This is a genomic window from Pseudomonas sp. KBN10P06128, from assembly GCF_037574945.1.
GTDB lineage: Bacteria > Pseudomonadota > Gammaproteobacteria > Pseudomonadales > Pseudomonadaceae > Pseudomonas > Pseudomonas aeruginosa.
Genome location: NZ_JBBELR010000001.1, coordinates 4,908,840 through 4,927,253, shown reverse-complemented (window position 1 = coordinate 4,927,253; position 18,414 = coordinate 4,908,840). Strand labels below are relative to the sequence as shown.

The following is an 18,414-nucleotide window of genomic DNA, read 5'->3' as shown; positions in this document are numbered from 1 at the left end:
CGGGCGCGGCCGGCGCCGCGCCCCACCCGATTCGCCAATACCGCTGTCGAGATTCCCGATATGAGCACTCTGAGCACCACCGCCGCGGCGGCCGCCACCGGCAAGCCATCCTGGGGACGCCTGGTCGGCTGGGGCCTGTTCCTCGCCATCCTCGCCTGGTCCTGGAAGGGCGCGGAAATGAACCCGGCCGTGCTGTTCCGCGACGCCGGCAACATGGCGACCTTCGCCGCCGACTTCTTCCCGCCGGACTTCGGCAACTGGAAGCTCTACCTCAGCGAGATGCTGGTCACCGTGCAGATCGCCCTCTGGGGCACGGTGCTGGCCATCGTCTGCGCCATCCCGCTGTCGATCCTGGCCTCCGAGAACATCGTGCCCTGGTGGGTCTACCAGCCGGTGCGGCGGGTGATGGATGCCTGCCGTTCGATCAACGAGATGGTCTTCGCCATGCTCTTCGTGGTCGCCGTCGGCCTGGGCCCGTTCGCCGGCGTGCTGGCGCTGTTCATCAGCACTACCGGGGTGCTTGCCAAGCTCTTCGCCGAGGCGGTCGAGGCGATCGACCCCGGTCCGGTCGAAGGCGTCCGCGCCACCGGTGCCAGCGCCCTGCAGGAGGTCATCTTCGGGGTCATCCCGCAGGTCCTGCCGCTGTGGATCTCCTATTCGCTGTACCGCTTCGAGTCCAACGTGCGTTCCGCCACCGTGGTCGGGATGGTCGGCGCCGGCGGCATCGGCGTGATCCTCTGGGAGGCCATCCGCGGCTTCCAGTTCGGCCAGACCTGCGCCGTGCTGATCGTCATCATCGTGGTGGTGAGCCTGATCGACGTTCTGTCACAACGCCTGCGCAAGCTGTTCATCTGACGACGCGAGGAGGGCGCCTGGTGCGCCCTTTCCAAACCATGCACTTGTCTAGACAAAGCGAACCGCTGTACCGCGAACTGGCCGAACGGCTGCGCCAGGAACTGCTGGCCTACCGCCCCGGCGACTACCTGCCCGGCGAGATCCAGCTGGCCCAGCGCTTCGCGGTGAACCGCCATACCCTGCGCCGGGCGCTCGACGAACTGGTGCTCGAAGGCCGCGTGCTGCGGCGCCAGGGCAAGGGCACCCAGGTCCTGGAGGCGCCGACGATCTACCCGATGGGCGCCGCCAACGCCTACACCGAGTCGCTCTCGGCCCAGGGCCACCGGGTCGAGGCTCGGCTGCTGGAGGCGCGCCAGCGTCCGGCCGGCGCCGCCGAGGCCACCCACCTGGGGATCGGCGAGGGCGGGCGGGTGCTGGAACTGACCACCCTGCGTTACCTCGACGGCCAGCCGGTGAGCCTGATCCGCCATTGTTACGCCGTTTCCCGCAGCGAGCTGCTCGCCGACTACCAGGGCGGTTCGCTGCGTCGCTACCTGGCCGACAAAGGCCTGCCGCTGACCCGCACCTACAGCCTGATCGGTGCGCGCCTGCCCAACCGCGAGGAGGCGGCGCGCCTGCTGATGCCCCGCCATGCGCCGTTGCTCACCGTCCTCACCCTGTCCCGCGACCGTACCGGCCAACCGGTGGAACTGGCCCAGTCGATCAGCCGCGCCGATCGCTTCCAGTACCAGGTCGCCCCCTAGGAGAAGCCCATGACCGCCTTGCATTCCGATCCCACCATCGCCGCACGACAGCGCTGGATGGGCGTGCTCGCCCGCGCCCGTCGCGAGGAGCTGGACGCCCATGCGGACGCCCTGCGCGATGCCGACTATCACCTGCTGCGCGCCGCCGAGACCGGCATGACCCTGGTGCGCGGACGCATGGGTGGCACCGGCAGCCCGTTCAACCTCGGCGAGATGACCGTGACCCGCTGCGTGGTGCGGCTCGCTGACGGACGCACCGGCTACAGCTATGTCGCCGGGCGCGACAAGCGCCACGCCGAACTGGCCGCCCTGGCCGACGCGCACCTGCAGGGCGCCGATGCGGCGGCCTGGCAGGCGCGCCTGATCGAACCGCTGGCCCGTACCCAGGCCGAGCGCCGTGCCGCCCAGGAGGCGGAAATCGCCACTACCAAGGTGGAGTTCTTCACCCTGGTCCGAGGAGAAGATTGATGACCAGCGCTTCGCTTCCCAGCCCGGCGGATACCGCCGCGCTATTGCAACCGGCGTTCCAGGACCCGGTCCTGGACGCCCAGCGGAGTTTCCGCGCGGCGCTCAAGGCCCTCGCCGAACCGGGGCTGGTACGCAACCTCGACCGCGCACCGGCGCTGGCCGCGTTGCAACCGGCCAGCTACGCGCTGTGCCTGAGCTTCCTCGACTCCGACACCCCGCTGTGGCTGGCGCCGGGTCTCGACAGCCCGACGTTGCGCGCCAACCTGGCCTTCCATTGCGGCTGCCCGATCGTCGCCGAGCGCGAGCAGGCGCTGTTCGCCTTGCTCGACGAACGCGAGCTGGACGACCTGAGCGGCTTCGACAGCGGCAGCGACCGTTATCCGGACCAGTCCTGCACCCTGCTGATCCAGCTTGCCGGCCTCGATGGCGGCGACTCGCTGGAGTGGCGCGGACCGGGTATCGCCGAGGTGCGCCAGGTGGCGTTGCCGGTGAGCGCCGGGTTCTGGGCGCAGCGCGCCGCACGCACCGAATTCCCCAGGGGCCTGGATGCCTTCTTCGCCGCCGGCGAGCGCATCCTCGGCCTGCCACGCAGTACCCGGGTCAGCGAACCCGTCGAGGAGGTGGCCTGATGTACGTAGCCGTCAAGGGTGGCGAGAAGGCCATCGACAACGCCCATCGCCTGCTGGCGCGCAAGCGCCGCGGCGATACCGCGCTGCCGGAGCTGTCGGTGGAGCAGATCCGCCAGCAGATGCCACTGGCCGTGTCGCGGGTGATGACCGAAGGTTCGCTGTACGACGAGCAACTGGCGGCACTGGCGATCAAGCAGGCGGCCGGCGACCTGATGGAAGCGATCTTCCTCCTCCGCGCCTACCGCACCACGCTGCCGCGCTTCGCCGCCAGCCTGCCGCTGGATACCGCCGGGATGCGCCTGCAACGGCGGATCTCGGCGACCTACAAGGACCTGCCGGGCGGGCAACTGCTCGGTCCGACCTTCGACTATACCCATCGCCTGCTCGACTTCAGCCTGCTCGCCGAGGGCGACTACCCCGGCCCCGAAGTGGAGCGGGGCGCGTCCCTGGAGCCTTGTCCGCGCGTGCTCGGCCTGCTCGACCGGGAAGGCCTGATGACGCCGGAGTACGAACTGCCCGGCGCGGTGCCGGATATCACCCGCGAGCCGCTCGACTTCCCCACCGGCCGCGCCCAGCGCCTGCAGGCCCTGGCCCGCGGCGACGAGGGCTTCCTTCTCGCCCTGGGCTATTCGACCCAGCGCGGCTACGGCCGCAACCATCCGTTTGCCGGGGAAATCCGCATCGGCGCCTGCGAGGTCTGGCTGGAGCCCGAGGAACTCGGCTTCGCGGTGCCGGTGGGCGAGATCGAGGTCACCGAGTGCGAGATGGTCAACCAGTTCGTCGGTTCCCGCGAGGAGCTGCCGCAATTCACCCGTGGCTACGGCCTGGCCTTCGGCTACGCCGAGCGCAAGGCGATGGGCATGGCCCTGGTCGACCGTGCCCTGCGCGCCGAGGAATACGGCGAGGAGGTGGTGTCGCCGGCGCAGCAGGAAGAGTTCGTCCTGATGCACTGCGACAACGTCGAGGCCGGTGGCTTCGTCTCGCACCTGAAGCTGCCGCACTACGTCGATTTCCAGTCCGAGCTGGAGCTGATTCGCAAGCTGCGTCGTCCCGGCGTCGCCGAATCCGCGCAACCCACTGTCCAGGAGAAGCGCGCATGAGCCTTTCCCCGCAAGCCAGCGCCGCGCCGGAGCAGGGCTACAACTTCGCCTACCTCGACGAGCAGACCAAGCGCATGATCCGCCGCGGCCTGCTCAAGGCGGTGGCGATCCCCGGCTACCAGGTGCCCTTCGGCGGCCGCGAGATGCCGCTGCCCTACGGCTGGGGCACCGGCGGCATGCAGGTGACCGCGGCCATCCTCGGTGCCGACGACGTGCTCAAGGTGATCGACCAGGGCGCCGACGACACCACCAACGCGGTATCCATCCGGCGTTTCTTCGCCCGCACCGCCGGGGTCGCCACCACCGAACGGACCCCGGAGGCGACGGTGATCCAGACCCGCCACCGGATACCGGAAACCGCGCTGAGCGGCGAGCAGATCATGGTCTACCAGGTGCCGATCCCCGAGCCGCTGCGCTTCATCGAGCCTTCCGAGGCGGAGACCCGGACCATGCATGCGCTCAACGACTACGGGGTGATGCACGTGAAGCTCTACGAGGACATCGCCACCTTCGGCCATATCGCCACCAGCTATGCCTACCCGGTGACGGTGGACGAGCGCTACGTGATGGATCCCTCGCCGATTCCCAAGTTCGACAACCCCAAGCTGGACATGAACCCGGCGCTGATGCTGTTCGGCGCCGGTCGCGAGAAGCGCCTGTACGCGGTGCCGCCGTTCACCCGGGTGGCGAGCCTGGACTTCGAGGACCACCCCTTCGAGGTCCAGCGCTGGGAGGAAAGCTGCGCCTTCTGCGGCAGCCACGAGTCCTACCTGGACGAACTGATCGTCGACGACCGTGGCGGCAAGCGCTTCGTCTGTTCCGACACCGATTACTGCACGCAGCGGCGTGCCCGCCAGGAAGAAGGGGAGGACGCGCAATGAACGCGGTCTGCGAATCCATCGATGCGAGCCTCGACGCACGCGACCGGCCGCTGCTCTCGGTGCGCGGCCTGACCCGCCTGTACGGGCCGGAAAAGGGCTGCCAGGAGGTCGACTTCGATCTCTACCCCGGCGAAGTGCTGGGCATCGTCGGCGAGTCCGGCTCGGGCAAGTCGACCCTGCTCTCGCTGCTCTCCGGGCGCTGCCCGCCGGACGCCGGCACGGTCGCCTACCGCGACGACGGCGACCGCTGGCTGGACCTCTACGCCGCCAGCGAAGCCGAGCGGCGCACCCTGCTGCGCACCGAGTGGGGCTTCGTCGAGCAGAACCCGCGCGACGGCCTGCGCATGGGCGTGTCCGCCGGCGCCAACATCGGCGAACGGCTGATGGCCCAGGGCGTGCGCCACTACGGTCGGCTGCGCCAGGCCGGGTTGGACTGGCTGGAACAGGTGGAGATCGATCCGCTGCGCATCGACGACCTGCCGCGAACCTTTTCCGGCGGCATGCAGCAGCGCCTGCAGATCGCCCGCAACCTGGTCTCGGCGCCACGCCTGGTGTTCATGGACGAACCCACCGGCGGCCTCGACGTGTCGGTGCAGGCGCGCCTGCTCGACCTGCTGCGCGGCCTGGTGCGCGAGCTGGACCTGGCGGTGGTGATCGTCACCCACGACCTGGCGGTGGCGCGCCTGCTCGCCGACCGCCTGATGGTCATGCGCCGTTCGCGGGTGGTGGAAGCCGGTCTCACCGACCAGATTCTCGACGACCCGCAGCATCCGTACACGCAATTGCTGGTGTCGTCGGTCCTGCAACCCTGAGCCGAAGCGTCGGCGCCGGTCCGCGCGACGGGCGCCCGGAGAAGTAGCGATGAACAACCTGATCGAGGTCCGCGACCTCAGCAAGACCTTCACCCTGCACCAGCAACAGGGCGTAGTGCTCAATGTGCTGCGCGGGCTCAACTTCAATGTCGCCGGCGGCGAATGCCTGGTGCTCCACGGACGCTCCGGCGCCGGCAAGAGCACCCTGCTGCGCACGCTCTACGGCAACTACCTGCCGGCCGGCGGCAGCATCCGCCTGCGCCACGCCGGCGACTGGCTGGAACTGGTCGGCGCCGAGCCTCGCGAGGTGCTCGCCGTGCGCCGCCAGACCCTCGGCTACGTCAGCCAGTTCCTGCGGGTGATCCCGCGGGTGGCGACCCTCGACGTGGTCATGGAGCCGGCCCTGGCCCGTGGCTGGAGCCGCGACAGCGCCGAACTGCGGGCGCGCAGCCTGCTGGCCCGGCTGAACATCCCGGAACGCCTCTGGCAACTGGCGCCGGGCACCTTTTCCGGCGGCGAGCAGCAACGCGTCAACATTGCCCGCGGCTTCATGGTCGAGTGGCCGATCCTGCTGCTCGACGAGCCGACCGCGTCCCTCGACGAAGCCAACCGCCAGGTAGTGCTGGAACTGATCGGCGAAGCCAAGGGCGCCGGCGCCGCTTTGATCGGCATCTTCCACGACCGCGCCGCCCGCGAGGCGGTGGCCAGCCGCTACCTGGACATGAGCCAGGAGCTTTCCCGCCAGGAGCAAGCCCATGTCGTCTGAACGCGTTCTCAGCAATGCCCGGGTAGTCAGCGCCGAGCGGGTCTTCGTCGGCAGCGTGCTGCTGCGCGACGGCCTGATCGCCGCGGTCGACGAAGGCCGCAGTCACCTGGCCGGGGCCGAGGACCTGGGGGGCGACTACCTGCTGCCCGGCCTGGTCGAGCTGCACACCGACAACCTGGAGAAGCACATGACCCCGCGTCCCGGCGTCGACTGGCCGTCGGCCTCGGCGGTGCTGGCGCACGACGCGCAGATCGTCGCCGCGGGGATCACCACGGTGTTCGACGCGCTGTCCATCGGCGACGTCAACCCCAAGGGCAAGCGCATGCAGCAGTTGCCGAAGATGCTCGAGGCCATCGGCGAGGCCGCCGCCAGCGGCGACGCGCGCGCCGACCATCGCCTGCACCTGCGTTGTGAGGTCAGCCATCCGCAGACGCTGGAGGTGTTCCGCGAACTGGTCGAGCATCCGCTGGTGCAACTGGTCTCGGTGATGGACCACGCCCCCGGCCAGCGCCAGTTCGCCAGGCTGGAGAAGTACCGCGAGTACTACCAGGGCAAGTACCACCTGAGCGATGCCGAGATGGACGCCTTCATCGTCGAGCAGGTAGCCAACTCCGAGCGCTACAGCGACGCCGCCCGTGCGGCCATCGTCGATGTCTGCCAGGGACGCGGCCTGTCGGTGGCCAGCCATGACGACGCGACCCTCGCGCATGTCCGCGAGTCGGCCGGCTACGGCATGGCCATCGCCGAGTTCCCGACCACCGTGGAGGCCGCCAGGGCCAGCCACGAGCACGGCCTGCAGGTGCTGATGGGCGCGCCCAACGTGGTCCGCGGCGGTTCCCACTCGGGCAACGTGGCGGCGGCGCAACTGGCGGGAATCGGCGTGCTGGATATCCTTTCCAGCGACTACTATCCGGCCAGCCTGCTGCATGCGGCCTTGCTGCTCGCCGGCGAGCACAGCGAGTATGATGCGATCCGTTACGACCTGCCGCGCGCGGTGGCGATGGTCAGCCGTACCCCGGCGCTGGCCGCCGGGCTGACCGATCGTGGCGAAATCCGCGTCGGCCTGCGCGCCGATCTGCTGCAGGCGCGGGCGCTCGGCAACAACCAGCCGGTGGTGCGTCAAGTCTGGCGCGGCGGGCAGAGAGTGTTCTGATGACAGGCAGACTGATTTATCTGATGGGGCCTTCCGGCTCGGGCAAGGACAGCCTGTTGCAGGCCGCGCGCGAGCCCCTGGCGCTGCGCGGCTGCCGTATCGTGCGGCGGGTGATCACGCGCTCCGCGGAAGCGGTGGGGGAGGACGCCCAGGCGGTGACCCCGGCGCAGTTCGACACCCTCGAGCGGGCCTCGGCGTTTGCCATGAGCTGGCGCGCCAACGGCCTTTGCTATGGCATCCCGGTGCAGATCGACGAGTGGCTGGCGCAGGGCTACGACGTGCTGGTGAACGGCTCGCGCGGCTACCTGGCGCAGGCCCGCCGGCGCTATCCGGATCTGCTCGCGGTCCTGCTCGGGGTGAAACCCGAGGTGCTGCGCCAGCGCCTGCTGGCGCGCGGCCGGGAAAGCCCCGAGGAAATCGAGGCGCGCCTGGCGCGCAACGCCGAGTTCGCCGCCGGCCTGGAGGGCCCGCTGTTCCAACTGGACAACTCCGGTGACCTCGACGACACGCTACGCAGCCTCCTGGCCCGTCTCGGCAGCGACCGCGCATGCGCCTGACCCTGCTCGGCACCGGCGACGCCCGCCAGGTGCCGGTCTACGGTTGCGATTGCCCGGCCTGTCGCAACGCCCGCGCCGACGTCGGCCTGCGTCGCCGTCCCTGTAGCGCGCTGCTGGAGTGCGCCGGCCAGCGCTGGCTGATCGACAGCGGCCTGGTCGATCTCTGCGAGCGCTTCCCGCCCCATAGCCTCGACGGCATCCTCCAGACCCATTACCACGCCGACCACGCCCAAGGCCTGCTGCACCTGCGCTGGGGCCAGGGCCTGGTGATCCCGGTGCATGGCCCGGCCGACCCGGAGGGCCTCGCCGACCTCTACAAGCATCCGGGCATCCTCGATTTCAGCCAGCCCTTCGGCGCCTTCGAGCGGCGCCAGTGGGGCGCGTTGGCGGCGACCGCGCTACCGCTGGTCCACTCGAAGCCGACCTTCGGCTACTTGCTGGAGGGGGCTTCCGAGGAGGGAACGATACGGCGTCTGGCCTACCTCACCGATACCGTCGGGCTGCCGGCGGACAGCGCCTCGCGATTGCTCGCGGCGCCGCTGGACCTGCTGGTGCTGGACTGCTCGATGCCGCCGCAGGAGCGGCCGCCGCGCAACCACAACGACCTGACGCGGGCATTGGAGTGCATCGAATCACTGCGTCCCCGGCGGGCCGTGTTGACTCACGTCGGGCATGCGCTGGACGCCTGGCTGCTGGACCACCCCGCTGCGTTGCCCGAGGGGGTGGAACTGGCACACGACGGCATGTGCCTGCCGCTGTAGCGCCCGGCAAGGCGTTGTGGGCGAAATCAGTCCAGGCTGGGATCGAAGCGGATTCGCCGACCTACCACCAGCGCAAACAGCAGCCAGGCGCCGGATATGCCCAGCAGTCCCCAGGCGCACCAGGCGAGGAGGGTGGCATCGGGCGGCAGGCTCAGCGCCAGGATCGCGCTGGCGATCACCACGAACAGAAGAATGACGGCGGATCGTGACATGGTTTCACTCCCGGAGCCCTCTCCGTCGGGCTCGCTGTTCCTTGTGCCGGCTCAGTGGCGCCGAGGTTCCGTGGCGCCCTTGTCGCTCAGCGGAAGCTTCGCTGGATATTCGTCTCCTCCGCGCTCTATCAGCCAGAGCAGCCCGTAGACGCCGACCGAAAGGGCCAGGGCGGTCAGCGGCAAAGCCAGGATCCACATGTTCTTTCTCCCTTCCGCCCGCCAGCATCCCGGGGACCTGTGCGGCGGTGTAGCGTCGTTGGATGCCGGTCTCCCGGCGCTTGCTTCGTCAGAATGTCCAGGCCTGTTCGTCGGCCGCGGTCACCAGCGCCGTGCCGCGCTCGTCCTCGCCTACGGTGACGATGCGCGGGGATTCTTCGGGCGCCTGGATCACCAGTCGCTGCGCAGCGGGTGCCCACTGCGGTGTTGCGTTGCTGTCCAGCGCTACCGGCTTTTCGCCGTTGCGTTCCTGCGTCCTGTCCTCGTCGCCCAGTGCGCTGTTCTGGAAGACTACGAGAGCCAGCAGGGAAAGAAGTCCGGTGCCGACCAGGTTGCGTGAGCTGCTCATGTTCACCTCCATTTCGTAGCTTTGCCAGGCAGATGGCCAAGGTTTGATCCTGAGGGTCTTGTAGCAGCGGTTGTGCCAACTTTTTCCTATAAAAAAACCTTTTAAATCAATGGCCTATATATGTATATGGGGCTCTCTGACATGCACTTTGCAAGGATTGGCATTTTGCCGGTTGCAAAATGCATGATGAGGTCAGCCCAGATGCAGCGCCAGGCTTACGCCGTGGCTGGTGAATCCCAGCGCGGCATAGAAGCGCTGCGCGGTTTCCCGGTCCTGGTGGCTGGAAAGCGCCAGTTTGTAGCAGCCCCAACTGCGCGCGCGCTCCACGGCCCGGCCGATCAGTTCGCGGCCTACGCCCTGGCCGCGGGCGTGGCGGTCGACCACCATGTCTTCGAGAATTGCCGAGCGGGCGAAATCGTGCGCCAGGTGTTCGATCAGATGCAGGGTGCAGGTGCCGAGCAGGCGCTCGCCGCGCTCGGCCACCAGGGTGACCCGGTCGCCGCGCGGTCGTTGCAGTTGGATGGCCAGCAACGCCGGGTCCGGGCGCGGATCGGCGCTACCGAGTTGCTGTAGCAGCAACGACAGGCGCGGCGCGTCGTGCTCGCTGGCGATCCGCACGTCGAAGCTGGCGAAGGGGGAGTCCGGTATCCGCGGCTGGCGCGGGGCGTCCGGCAGGTCCTGTGCGGCGGGAATGGCGACGGTCTGGTTCATGCTGCACCTCCAGGGTTGCGGAAAATTATGCGCAGCCTTGGTGGCAGTGGCATGACAAACGCTTTCTCTGCCGTTAACATGCCGCCCGGACGCGGCGCACCGCTCGCCATGTCCGGCGTGTCCCGGTAGCTCAATTGGATAGAGCATCCCCCTCCTAAGGGGAAGGTTGGAGGTTCGACCCCTCTCCGGGACGCCAAATATATCGGGCACTTACCGCAAATCGCTTCTCCTGGGCCAGTTCTTTGTCGGGGCATGGTGGGTGCAGTAAGCCTAAAAGAAAGCCCCGTCCTGAATCGCTCAGACGGGGCTTTTCCATGCCGGCCAGCTCAAATGTCTGTCGTCAGCGCCAGCAGGACAACCGGGTGGCCTGCGCCGCTCCCGGTAAGCTCGATCCTCGCTTTCCCTTCTCATCGCGACCTTCGCGCGCGTCTTAATCCTCCGAATACCCTACCAAGCGCATCGCTGGATGCAGCTTCGAGATCTTTCACCTTCATCGAGAGCACGTCCTCATTGTGGTTTTCCGGGCAGTTCTAGCCTAGTGCCATTACGTCGAGGTTTGGGCTCGATGTGATGGCGTGCCTGAGGGCGGTGCCGGCAGATCGCATCCAGGCGGATGAGGTGCTGGAGATAGGCGGAATTTTCCGCCGATCAGGAGGGACCAGAAACTTTCCGGACTCTGGCCGTAGGGGGAGTGCGGAATCATTGCAGATCCTGGCCAAGCCATGCCGGAAAATCTTCCGGTATATGGCGGGAAAGTCTCCGGCACATGCGACGGGCACGCTTTTGTACCCGTATCGGGAGGGATCCCTCGGAGGTGGGTCCGACAAGGTAGGTTTTTCTCACTTTCCCCCATTAGTAGTGGTCGTGATCTGCGGTGCCTGACTGTCTCCTCAAAATTGTGGGCACGGTCGCGCGACCCTCTCCTGAAAATTCAGGAATTTCGTCCCCAGCTCAAAAGAACGTTTTGTGTCCTTTAGCCTGGGCGAGATACCGGGAGTTTTCCTGCATTGCAGGAGATCCAAACTGGCGATTTTCCGGTTTTGCCGGGGTGTCGTTTCATCGTCCTTGGGCATAGCGGGACGGTATCCTCATTGGCCGTCCTCCATTGGAGTTTTTGCCGCCGGCGGTGGCCGCAAGGCAGGCCGACTGCGCCACCTCGTCCGAGGTCGGTAGATTCCTGGCTTAATCACCTTGGCCGCGTGCTTGCTCCCGTCTGGCTCACGGACAGAAATTTGCGTAAACGCCGTCGGTTCTTAAGACTGGCTCACGGAATACAGTGAACATCTATACGAAACTCGACTGCCGGACATGATCGGCACTGGATTTGGGGCGAATAGTAAGCCGGGTAGATGATCGAGGGGGGTTCACTGCGAACCGGAAGTGGCAGGAAACGAAGCTTTTTGTGGCCCAGGAGAAAGGATAAATGAGGACTAAGGCAAGTCTATTGGCTCAGGGGAGGCTACTTTCTGTAACGTGTTTAATGTTCACGTTGTTCTTCGCCCAGAGCGCTAATGCTGAACTTTATCAATGGAAAATTAGCATACCAGGGGAACCTACAGCCTTCTTTCCATCCTATGCGGCGGCGTGCCAGTACTACTTCGATAATACATCGAAAAACTGGCTAAAAACAATTGAGAAAATGAATCCCAAGTGGGTTCAATGCAATGTTTCGGGTACTGGCGGGATTACTTGGCAGACCTCGGGAGCTACCTTGATCGGCAACAGCTGCCCACTAGGGGCTGAGCTTAATAACGAGACAGGAAGCTGCGATTGTCGCCCCGGTTACGAAATGAATGACGCTGGCTGTAAGCTTCCAGATAAAAATGGCCCCGACAAGGGGGCTCCGCCGCCGGAGGGTTGCGCAGGAAACCCGGTCAACATCACCAATGGCAACAAATATCAGGTCGAGCATGATTTAATAACCCCGATTCCGCTTGCCCGACACTACAATGGCCTGGACGGATTATGGCGTCATTCGTTCTCTGCGCGCATAACACGCAAGGATGATAGCTACCTACTTTACCGCGAAGACGGAAAGGTTTCGGAGTTCACTGGGGCCGGGAGAGATCTAACTTCCCTCACGGATCTGGGAAAGCTTAGCCGACTAGCAGGAAGATTTTTCTATACCTCGGAGCTCAACGAAACTATAGAGTTTGACCCGTATGGAAAACTCGCCAGGCTCAAGACCAAGGAGGGTCGAAAGTATCGTGTAGAGCGAGGCGCTAATCTTACGATTAGCGACGAGCATGGCAACAAACTCGTTCTCTCGGAGGGAACCAACCATCAACTCCTGCGCGCTCAGACAGGGGGTATATCCATTGAGTACACATACGACAAGGAACAGCGACTCACTTCGGTAACACGAACAGATGGGCAATACAGCACGAAAACACAGTACCTCTATGACGACCCGAGGAACATAAAACTACTTACAGGCATCCAGGATAACAATAATCGCCGGTTCGCCACCTGGGCCTACGACAACCAAGGCCGCGCCATCTCCAGCGAACACGCCAACGGCGCCGAAAAGGTCTCCCTCGCCTACAACGATGACGACTCCACCACCGTCACCAACGAATACGGCAAGCAGGCCACCTACCGCTTCCAGGTGATCCAGGGTATCAAGCGCATCGTCGCCATCGAAGGCGAACCCTCTCCCAACTGCCCCAGCAGCAATTCCACCTTTACCTATGACGAACGCGGCCTGCTCAGCAGCAAACGCGACAACAACGGCAACCTGACCACCTACCAGTACAACGCCCGTGGCCTGGAGACCTCGCGCACCGAGGCCGCCGGCACTGCGCAGGCGCGCACCATCACAACCGACTGGCACCCGACCCTGTTCCTCCCGGTGCAGGTCAGCGAGCCCGGCCGGATCACCCGCTACCAGTACGACGCCGAGGGACGCAAGACCGGCGAGACCGTCACCACCCGCTGACAAGGACGACACCCATGCGCATCCCCCCATACTTCCCCCGTCTCGGCGCCCTCGCCCTGGCCTGCGCCCTCGCCCTGCCCGCGCAGGCGGCCGAGCGCGCCTGGAGCTACAGCTACAACGCCCTCGGCCTGATCGAGCGCGCCGACGGTCCGCGCACCGATGTGCAGGACGTCACCCTCTATGCCTACGACAGTCGCGGCAACCTGACCCAGGTGACCAACGCCCTCGGCCAGGTCACCCGCCTCGGCGACTATGACGAGCGCGGCAAGCCCGGCAGCATCACCGATGCCAACGGCGTCACCAGCAGCCTCGCCTACACCGGCGTCGACGGCTGGCTGGCCTCCGTCAGCACCGCCGGCAGCACCACCCGCTTCGACTACGACGCGGTCGGCCAGATCACCCGCGTTACCCGTGGCGACGGCAGTTGGCTGAGCTACGAATACGACGACGCACGGCGCCTGGTGGCGATCGGCAACAACCTCGGCGAACGCCTCGAATACGACGTCGACACCAAGGGCAATCGCACCGCCCAGCGCATCAAGGACGCCAGCGGCAGCCTGGTGCGCCAGCAGCAATGGGCCTACGACGAGCTTGGCCGGCTGCTCCGTGCGGTCGGCGCCGGCGGCCAGACACGCAGCTTCGCCTACGACCTCAACGACAATCCGGTCGGCGAAACCAACCCGCGCCAGTTCGCCCACAGCCAGGCCTTCGACGCCCTCGACCGGCTGGTCGGCCAGAGCGATCCTCTCGGCGGCAAGACCCAACTCGCCTACGACGCCCAGGACAACCTCACCGAGGTCAAGGACCCGCGCGGCGTCACCACCCGCTACGAATACGACGGCCTCGGCAACCTGACCCGACTGGTCAGCCCGGACAGCGGCACCACCACCTTCGAGCACGACGCCGCCGGCAACGTCATCCGCCGCACCGACGCTCGCGGTGCGGTCACCGAGTATCGCTACGACGCCCTCAATCGCCTGATCGAGCGCCACTCGCCGAGCGACCCGAGCCTCGACGTACAGTACCGCTACGACCTCACCGCCGACGGCAACAAAGGCATCGGCCGCCTGGGCGCCATCGAAGGTGCCCGCGACAGCCTGGTGTACCGCTACGACGAGCGCGGCAACCTGGTCGAGCAGGTACGCAGCATCCGCCTCGACCAGCAGACCCTGCTCGACCGCGTGACCTACCGCTACGACGCGGCCAACCAACTGCTGGAGATCGGCTACCCCTCCGGCCTCGCCATCGGCTACTCGCGCAACGCCGGCGGCCAGGTCGCCAGCGTGACCCTGGCAGTAGGCGACAAGGCGCCGAGCCCCCTGGTCGGGCAGATCGCCTACCTGCCCTTCGGCCCGCTGCTGCGCCTGACCTGGGGCAACGGCATCACTCTCAGCCGCGAGTACGACCAGGACTACCAACTGCTGCGGCAGAAGGTCGGCCCCTGGCAGAGCGACTACCAGCACGATGCCAATGGCAATATCCAGCAGCACCGCCACAGCCTCTGGGGCACCCTGGACTACCAGTACGACCCGCTGGACCGCCTGACCGAGGAACGCGGCGTCCAGGGCGGGCGCAGCTATGCCTACGACGCGGTCGGCAACCGCACCCAACGCAGCGACAACCCCGCCTCAGGCGGCACCGCCAGCAGCCAGGACTACCAGTACGCGCCCGACAGCAACCGATTGACCGCCATCGGCGCGCAAGCGGTGACCAGCGACGCCGCCGGCAACCTCACCCAGGACCGCGCCGCGCGCAAACTGGCCTACGACGCCCAGGGCCGCCTGCAAAGCGTCAGCCTCGACGGCCAGCAGGTCGCCGAATACCGCTACAACGCCCTCGGCCAGCGCATCGTCAAGCTCACCCCCGAGAGCGTCACCACCTACCTCTACGGTCCCGACGGCCAGTTGCTCGGCGAAGCCGAACACGACGGCAGCGGCCGGAAACTGCGAGCCCGGTACTACCTGTGGCTGGACAGCCTGCCGCTGGCCACCATCGACGCCGACTACGACGCCCAGGGCAAGGTCGGCAACCCGACCCTGCTCTACCTCCATGGCGACCACCTCGACACCCCGCGCCTGGCCACCGACGCCAGCGGCCAGATCGCCTGGCAGTGGCAGTCCGACGCCTTCGGCCGCGGCGAAGCGCTGAGCCAGGGCAGCACCCAGGTCAACCTGCGCTTCCCCGGGCAGTACTACGATGCGGAGAGCGGGCTGCACTACAACTACTTCCGCGATTACGACCCACAGACAGGGCGCTACGTCGAGAGTGACCCTATTGGACTCAGAGGTGGTTTGAATACCTATGGGTATGTAATGGGAAACCCTCTCCGGTATATTGACCCCACAGGAGAAAGCATCGCGATAGTAGAAGCGCTTGTAGTGGGGGCGGTAATTGTCGGCGGCGCAATGATTATTAACAGCTTGGGGAATCCTGCTGGCCAAGACTCGCAAGGTGGAGATAACTATGGCGTCATACCTGACTGGCATAACCCTGACTACACTGGGCCTATTGCGCCGGAAGCGCCATCTGAAATGGCAAAAGGCGGAAAGCAAAACATTGATAATGAGTATGTTCGAGATGTTCTGGCTCAAGGGAAAAACTGCAACCCTTGCGAGTACTTAAGAAACCTCTATCAGAATGAGAGGAACGCAGTAGAGAGACAGAAAATCAAGCAAGCGATGAAGCGCTTTAACTGCGACGGCAAAAATAGGTTCCAATAATGACTTGGTTCGTTGTTAGCATTGCATCAACAATAGAGCTCTTGGCCCCCCCCCAAGAAGAGTATCCAATTTATGAGGACTTCTACCTATTCGAGGCGCACTCTGAGGTTGAGCTTCAAAAAAAAATAAAATCCACGATGCAGATTATTGATAGCGCAGGAGACTGCACTTACCAAGGAAGCCCCGCTAAGCAGAAATGCTTAGGAACTCGAAAGGTAAGATCCATATACAACCCTCCGCCTTCAGATCTGGATTCATCGCCGCCCTCGGACGGAACAGAGCTTAGTCATTCGTTCTTCATCGCAAGCTCATTGAAGGACGCTGAGGATTTTGCCCAAGGGAAGTCCGTACTCTTAAAATGCGTTGATGATTCAGAAGAATAAATATAGCTGATAGCCCACATCAGCCCTTAATAGAACAGGCCTCTATCTTAATTTGATAGGGGCCTCTTACTTATCTCTCGATTCCAATCAAAGTATTTACACCTCGCTACAAATCGAGAGAAAAGGGGATAGATTTATTTTTACTACTCTAATTTCAGCAACTGCGCCCACGCTGAACTGTAGTGGTCAACCCATCCCGGACAGTGGGTTGAGTTTTTCTTCGGCCACCGCAGGTGGTAACCCGTCGTTGAATTGATGCGGCCTGATCCAGTTGTAGCGGTGCATCAAGTAATGACTGATGTCCCGTTGGGCCTCCTGCGCCGTCAGGTAACCCGTTGACGGGACCCACTCCGACTTCAGACTGCGGAACAGGCGCTCCATCGGCGAGTTATCCCAGCAATTCCCTCGGCGACTCATGCTCTGCTGCATCCGATAGCGCCAGAGCCGTTGCCGAAACAGGCGGCTGGCGTACTGGCTGCCCTGGTCTGAATGGAACAGCACCTGCTGTGGCTTGCCGCGCTGTTCGTAGGCCATGTCCAGGGCCTTGATCACCAGTTCGGCATCCGGCTTGGCCGAGAACGCCCAGCCGATCACCCGCCGGGTATGCAGATCCAGCACCGCGGCCAGGTAGTGCCAACGGCCTTGCGCCCAGACGTAGGTGATGTCGCCACACCACACCTGATTGGGATGCTCGGTCGCGAATTCGCGGTTCAGCCGATTCGGGATATCCGGCCGCTCAACCGTGGCCTGTTTGTAGGCGTGCGAGCCCGGTTGCTTGCTGACCAGGCCCAGCTCACGCATCAACCGACGCACTCGGAAACGGCCGATGGTCACGCCCTCTTCGCGCAGCATGCCCAGAATGCTGCGGCTGCCGGCCGAGCCCCGACTCTGGCTGAACAACTGGTTGACTTGGCTGCGTAGCGCCACGCGGCGAGCATCGACACGCCGCCGTCGAAGACGGTGGACGTAGTAGCAAGACCGCGCCACATCGAAAGCTGAACAGACCACTTCCACCGACTCCTGCTCACTCAACTGGTCTATCAGCGCGTACGATCGAGTTCGTCCGACATCAAGAGAGCGGTAGCCTTTTTTAATATCGCTTTCTCCCGCTCCAATCGGTTGATCCGGGCTTCCAGCTCCTGGATCTTTTGCTGCTCAGGCGTCAACGCCTTGCTCTTCGGGGTCACACCCTGGCGCTCCGCCTCGAGCTGCTTCACCCAACGGCGCAAGGCCGAATCCACCACCCCCAGCGAACGGCAGGCGTCGATATGGCTGTAGCCTTGGTCCAACACCAGGGCCGCGGCCTCTCGTTTGAACTCGGCGGAAAACGTACGTCGTTGCTTGCTCATCAGACACCTCTCTCACGGCGAGGATTCTCGCCTAAATCGGTGTCCGGGATCAGTAGACCACTACACCTCCATGCTAGAAAAATTAGAGTAGAGAAAATAAATCTGTCCCCTTTATGCTCGTCCCCTTTATGCTCAGTGACGGGAAGGGTCGTTGCTGTTGGTACACGTGCCTACAGACCGCTAGATGTAATACCTGATGACGAGATGCAACATGGTGTATACGGCTCTCACCACAATATTTTTGTCGCCAAACAAGCGCCGAGGGGCACTCCAAGGCCGTGTAAGTGTCAGTGGGTAAAGCAAAATTATGTATTGAAGCCACACGAGCTGACCCCCGACATGATACCTATAGAGCCATTTTCAGACTAAGGTGACGCATGAAGTATTTAACCGGAGAAACAGTCGAGCTAGGGGACTTAGTGTTGATTGAGTCCGGCAAAACGCTGGGCGTGGTATATGCGATTATAGAAACCCCTGAAGATGCACTAAACTGGGGGCTTGATGAGGCTGGTATTTCAATTGAGGCGGAACCGTTTGGATTAGTATTCTGGCCGCAATCTGAAACTGAAGATCCAGTTAGATTTATTTCCAGAAAAGAGATCAGCTAGTCTTGCTGGAGATATAAAGGGGAAGGGGGCAAATTTATTTAGGTCACCTGACTTTCCAGAAGGTATAAGCCCAGCCCTACGCTGGGCTTTTTCCTCCGCGATTTAGCCGATTACCTTGAGAAAAAGGGGACGGATTTATTTTTACTACTCTAATTTCAGCGACTGTGCCCACGCTGAACTACTCAAAGCAAATAACTCGCTAA

General features: G+C 64.2%; 19 protein-coding genes and 1 tRNA gene. 15 read left to right on the top strand and 5 right to left on the bottom strand.

The window, feature by feature from the left end; translation table 11 throughout:
- Nucleotides 1–60 precede the first annotated feature (60 nt).
- The 11 genes from phnE to phnP are packed head-to-tail and all read left to right on the top strand — an operon-like array spanning nt 61 to nt 8,725.
- Entirely contained in the window at nt 61–855 is a 795-nt protein-coding gene (gene phnE / locus VQ065_RS23045; protein ID WP_003091793.1) for a phosphonate ABC transporter, permease protein PhnE, read from the top strand.
- Between the two features lie 20 nt (nt 856–875).
- A complete protein-coding gene (gene phnF, locus VQ065_RS23040) occupies nt 876–1,598 on the top strand; it encodes a phosphonate metabolism transcriptional regulator PhnF (protein ID WP_003091792.1) in 723 nt (240 codons plus the stop codon).
- 9 nt (nt 1,599–1,607) lie between these two features.
- Nucleotides 1,608–2,066, top strand: a complete 459-nt coding sequence (gene phnG / locus VQ065_RS23035; RefSeq protein ID WP_003091790.1) for a phosphonate C-P lyase system protein PhnG — start codon at nt 1,608–1,610, stop codon at nt 2,064–2,066.
- Nucleotides 2,066–2,695 carry a phosphonate C-P lyase system protein PhnH gene (gene phnH, locus VQ065_RS23030; protein ID WP_003091788.1) on the top strand — a complete coding sequence of 210 codons (630 nt, stop codon included), beginning with the start codon at nt 2,066–2,068 and terminating at the stop codon, nt 2,693–2,695. Before phnG ends, phnH begins: the two co-directional genes overlap by 1 nt.
- Nucleotides 2,695–3,795, top strand: a complete 1,101-nt coding sequence (locus VQ065_RS23025; RefSeq protein WP_003091786.1) for a carbon-phosphorus lyase complex subunit PhnI — start codon at nt 2,695–2,697, stop codon at nt 3,793–3,795. The genes phnH and VQ065_RS23025 overlap by 1 nt, the downstream gene beginning before the upstream one ends.
- Nucleotides 3,792–4,676 carry an alpha-D-ribose 1-methylphosphonate 5-phosphate C-P-lyase PhnJ gene (locus tag VQ065_RS23020; protein ID WP_003091784.1) on the top strand — a complete coding sequence of 295 codons (885 nt, stop codon included), beginning with the start codon at nt 3,792–3,794 and terminating at the stop codon, nt 4,674–4,676. The genes VQ065_RS23025 and VQ065_RS23020 overlap by 4 nt, the downstream gene beginning before the upstream one ends.
- Nucleotides 4,673–5,488 carry a phosphonate C-P lyase system protein PhnK gene (phnK, locus tag VQ065_RS23015; protein ID WP_003091781.1) on the top strand — a complete coding sequence of 272 codons (816 nt, stop codon included), beginning with the start codon at nt 4,673–4,675 and terminating at the stop codon, nt 5,486–5,488. The genes VQ065_RS23020 and phnK overlap by 4 nt, the downstream gene beginning before the upstream one ends.
- A gap of 49 nt (nt 5,489–5,537) precedes the next feature.
- Nucleotides 5,538–6,254 (top strand): phosphonate C-P lyase system protein PhnL, encoded by a 717-nt coding sequence (phnL, locus tag VQ065_RS23010; protein WP_003091778.1) that lies wholly within the window; start codon nt 5,538–5,540, stop codon nt 6,252–6,254.
- Complete coding sequence (locus VQ065_RS23005; protein ID WP_003091776.1) at nt 6,244–7,407, top strand: alpha-D-ribose 1-methylphosphonate 5-triphosphate diphosphatase; 1,164 nt, start codon at nt 6,244–6,246, stop codon at nt 7,405–7,407. The genes phnL and VQ065_RS23005 overlap by 11 nt, the downstream gene beginning before the upstream one ends.
- Nucleotides 7,407–7,964 carry a phosphonate metabolism protein/1,5-bisphosphokinase (PRPP-forming) PhnN gene (gene phnN / locus VQ065_RS23000; protein ID WP_003109293.1) on the top strand — a complete coding sequence of 186 codons (558 nt, stop codon included), beginning with the start codon at nt 7,407–7,409 and terminating at the stop codon, nt 7,962–7,964. The genes VQ065_RS23005 and phnN overlap by 1 nt, the downstream gene beginning before the upstream one ends.
- Nucleotides 7,955–8,725, top strand: coding sequence for a phosphonate metabolism protein PhnP (gene phnP, locus VQ065_RS22995; RefSeq protein WP_003091770.1), 771 nt, complete (start codon nt 7,955–7,957; stop codon nt 8,723–8,725). The genes phnN and phnP overlap by 10 nt, the downstream gene beginning before the upstream one ends.
- Before the next feature lie 26 nt (nt 8,726–8,751).
- Here phnP and VQ065_RS22990 read toward each other — a convergent pair whose 3' ends face one another.
- The 4 genes from VQ065_RS22990 to VQ065_RS22975 all read right to left on the bottom strand — a co-directional run bounded on the left by VQ065_RS22990 (nt 8,752) and on the right by VQ065_RS22975 (nt 10,213).
- Nucleotides 8,752–8,937 carry a PA3371 family protein gene (locus tag VQ065_RS22990; RefSeq protein ID WP_003091768.1) on the bottom strand — a complete coding sequence of 62 codons (186 nt, stop codon included), beginning with the start codon at nt 8,935–8,937 and terminating at the stop codon, nt 8,752–8,754.
- Nucleotides 8,938–8,988: 51 nt separating this feature from the next.
- Nucleotides 8,989–9,135 carry a hypothetical protein gene (locus tag VQ065_RS22985; protein WP_003091766.1) on the bottom strand — a complete coding sequence of 49 codons (147 nt, stop codon included), beginning with the start codon at nt 9,133–9,135 and terminating at the stop codon, nt 8,989–8,991.
- Between the two features lie 88 nt (nt 9,136–9,223).
- Complete coding sequence (locus VQ065_RS22980) at nt 9,224–9,502, bottom strand: hypothetical protein (protein ID WP_003091763.1); 279 nt, start codon at nt 9,500–9,502, stop codon at nt 9,224–9,226.
- Between the two features lie 192 nt (nt 9,503–9,694).
- The gene (locus tag VQ065_RS22975) at nt 9,695–10,213 is read right to left on the bottom strand and encodes a GNAT family N-acetyltransferase (protein WP_003091762.1); all 519 of its coding nucleotides are present in this window, start codon (nt 10,211–10,213) and stop codon (nt 9,695–9,697) included.
- A 119-nt stretch (nt 10,214–10,332) separates the two neighbouring features.
- On the opposite strand from VQ065_RS22975, the gene VQ065_RS22970 reads away from it, so the two are divergent.
- From VQ065_RS22970 to VQ065_RS22960, 3 genes are all read left to right on the top strand, one after another.
- Nucleotides 10,333–10,409: transfer RNA gene (locus VQ065_RS22970), tRNA-Arg, on the top strand.
- Between the two features lie 1,227 nt (nt 10,410–11,636).
- Nucleotides 11,637–13,151: a DUF6531 domain-containing protein gene (locus tag VQ065_RS22965; RefSeq protein ID WP_282892690.1), complete on the top strand. Its 1,515-nt coding sequence runs from the start codon at nt 11,637–11,639 to the stop codon at nt 13,149–13,151.
- Nucleotides 13,152–13,165: 14 nt separating this feature from the next.
- Complete coding sequence (locus tag VQ065_RS22960) at nt 13,166–15,871, top strand: RHS repeat domain-containing protein (protein WP_023123812.1); 2,706 nt, start codon at nt 13,166–13,168, stop codon at nt 15,869–15,871.
- A gap of 569 nt (nt 15,872–16,440) precedes the next feature.
- Here the strand turns inward: VQ065_RS22960 and VQ065_RS22955 are convergent.
- A protein-coding gene (locus tag VQ065_RS22955) for an IS3-like element IS222 family transposase (protein WP_086937300.1) occupies nt 16,441–17,603 on the bottom strand; the annotation gives its coding sequence in 2 pieces (ribosomal slippage) (nt 16,441–17,348 and nt 17,348–17,603; 1,164 coding nt in all).
- A 377-nt stretch (nt 17,604–17,980) separates the two neighbouring features.
- Here VQ065_RS22955 and VQ065_RS22950 point away from each other — a divergent pair.
- Nucleotides 17,981–18,211 (top strand): hypothetical protein, encoded by a 231-nt coding sequence (locus VQ065_RS22950; protein ID WP_115456378.1) that lies wholly within the window; start codon nt 17,981–17,983, stop codon nt 18,209–18,211.
- Nucleotides 18,212–18,414: the final 203 nt, after the last annotated feature.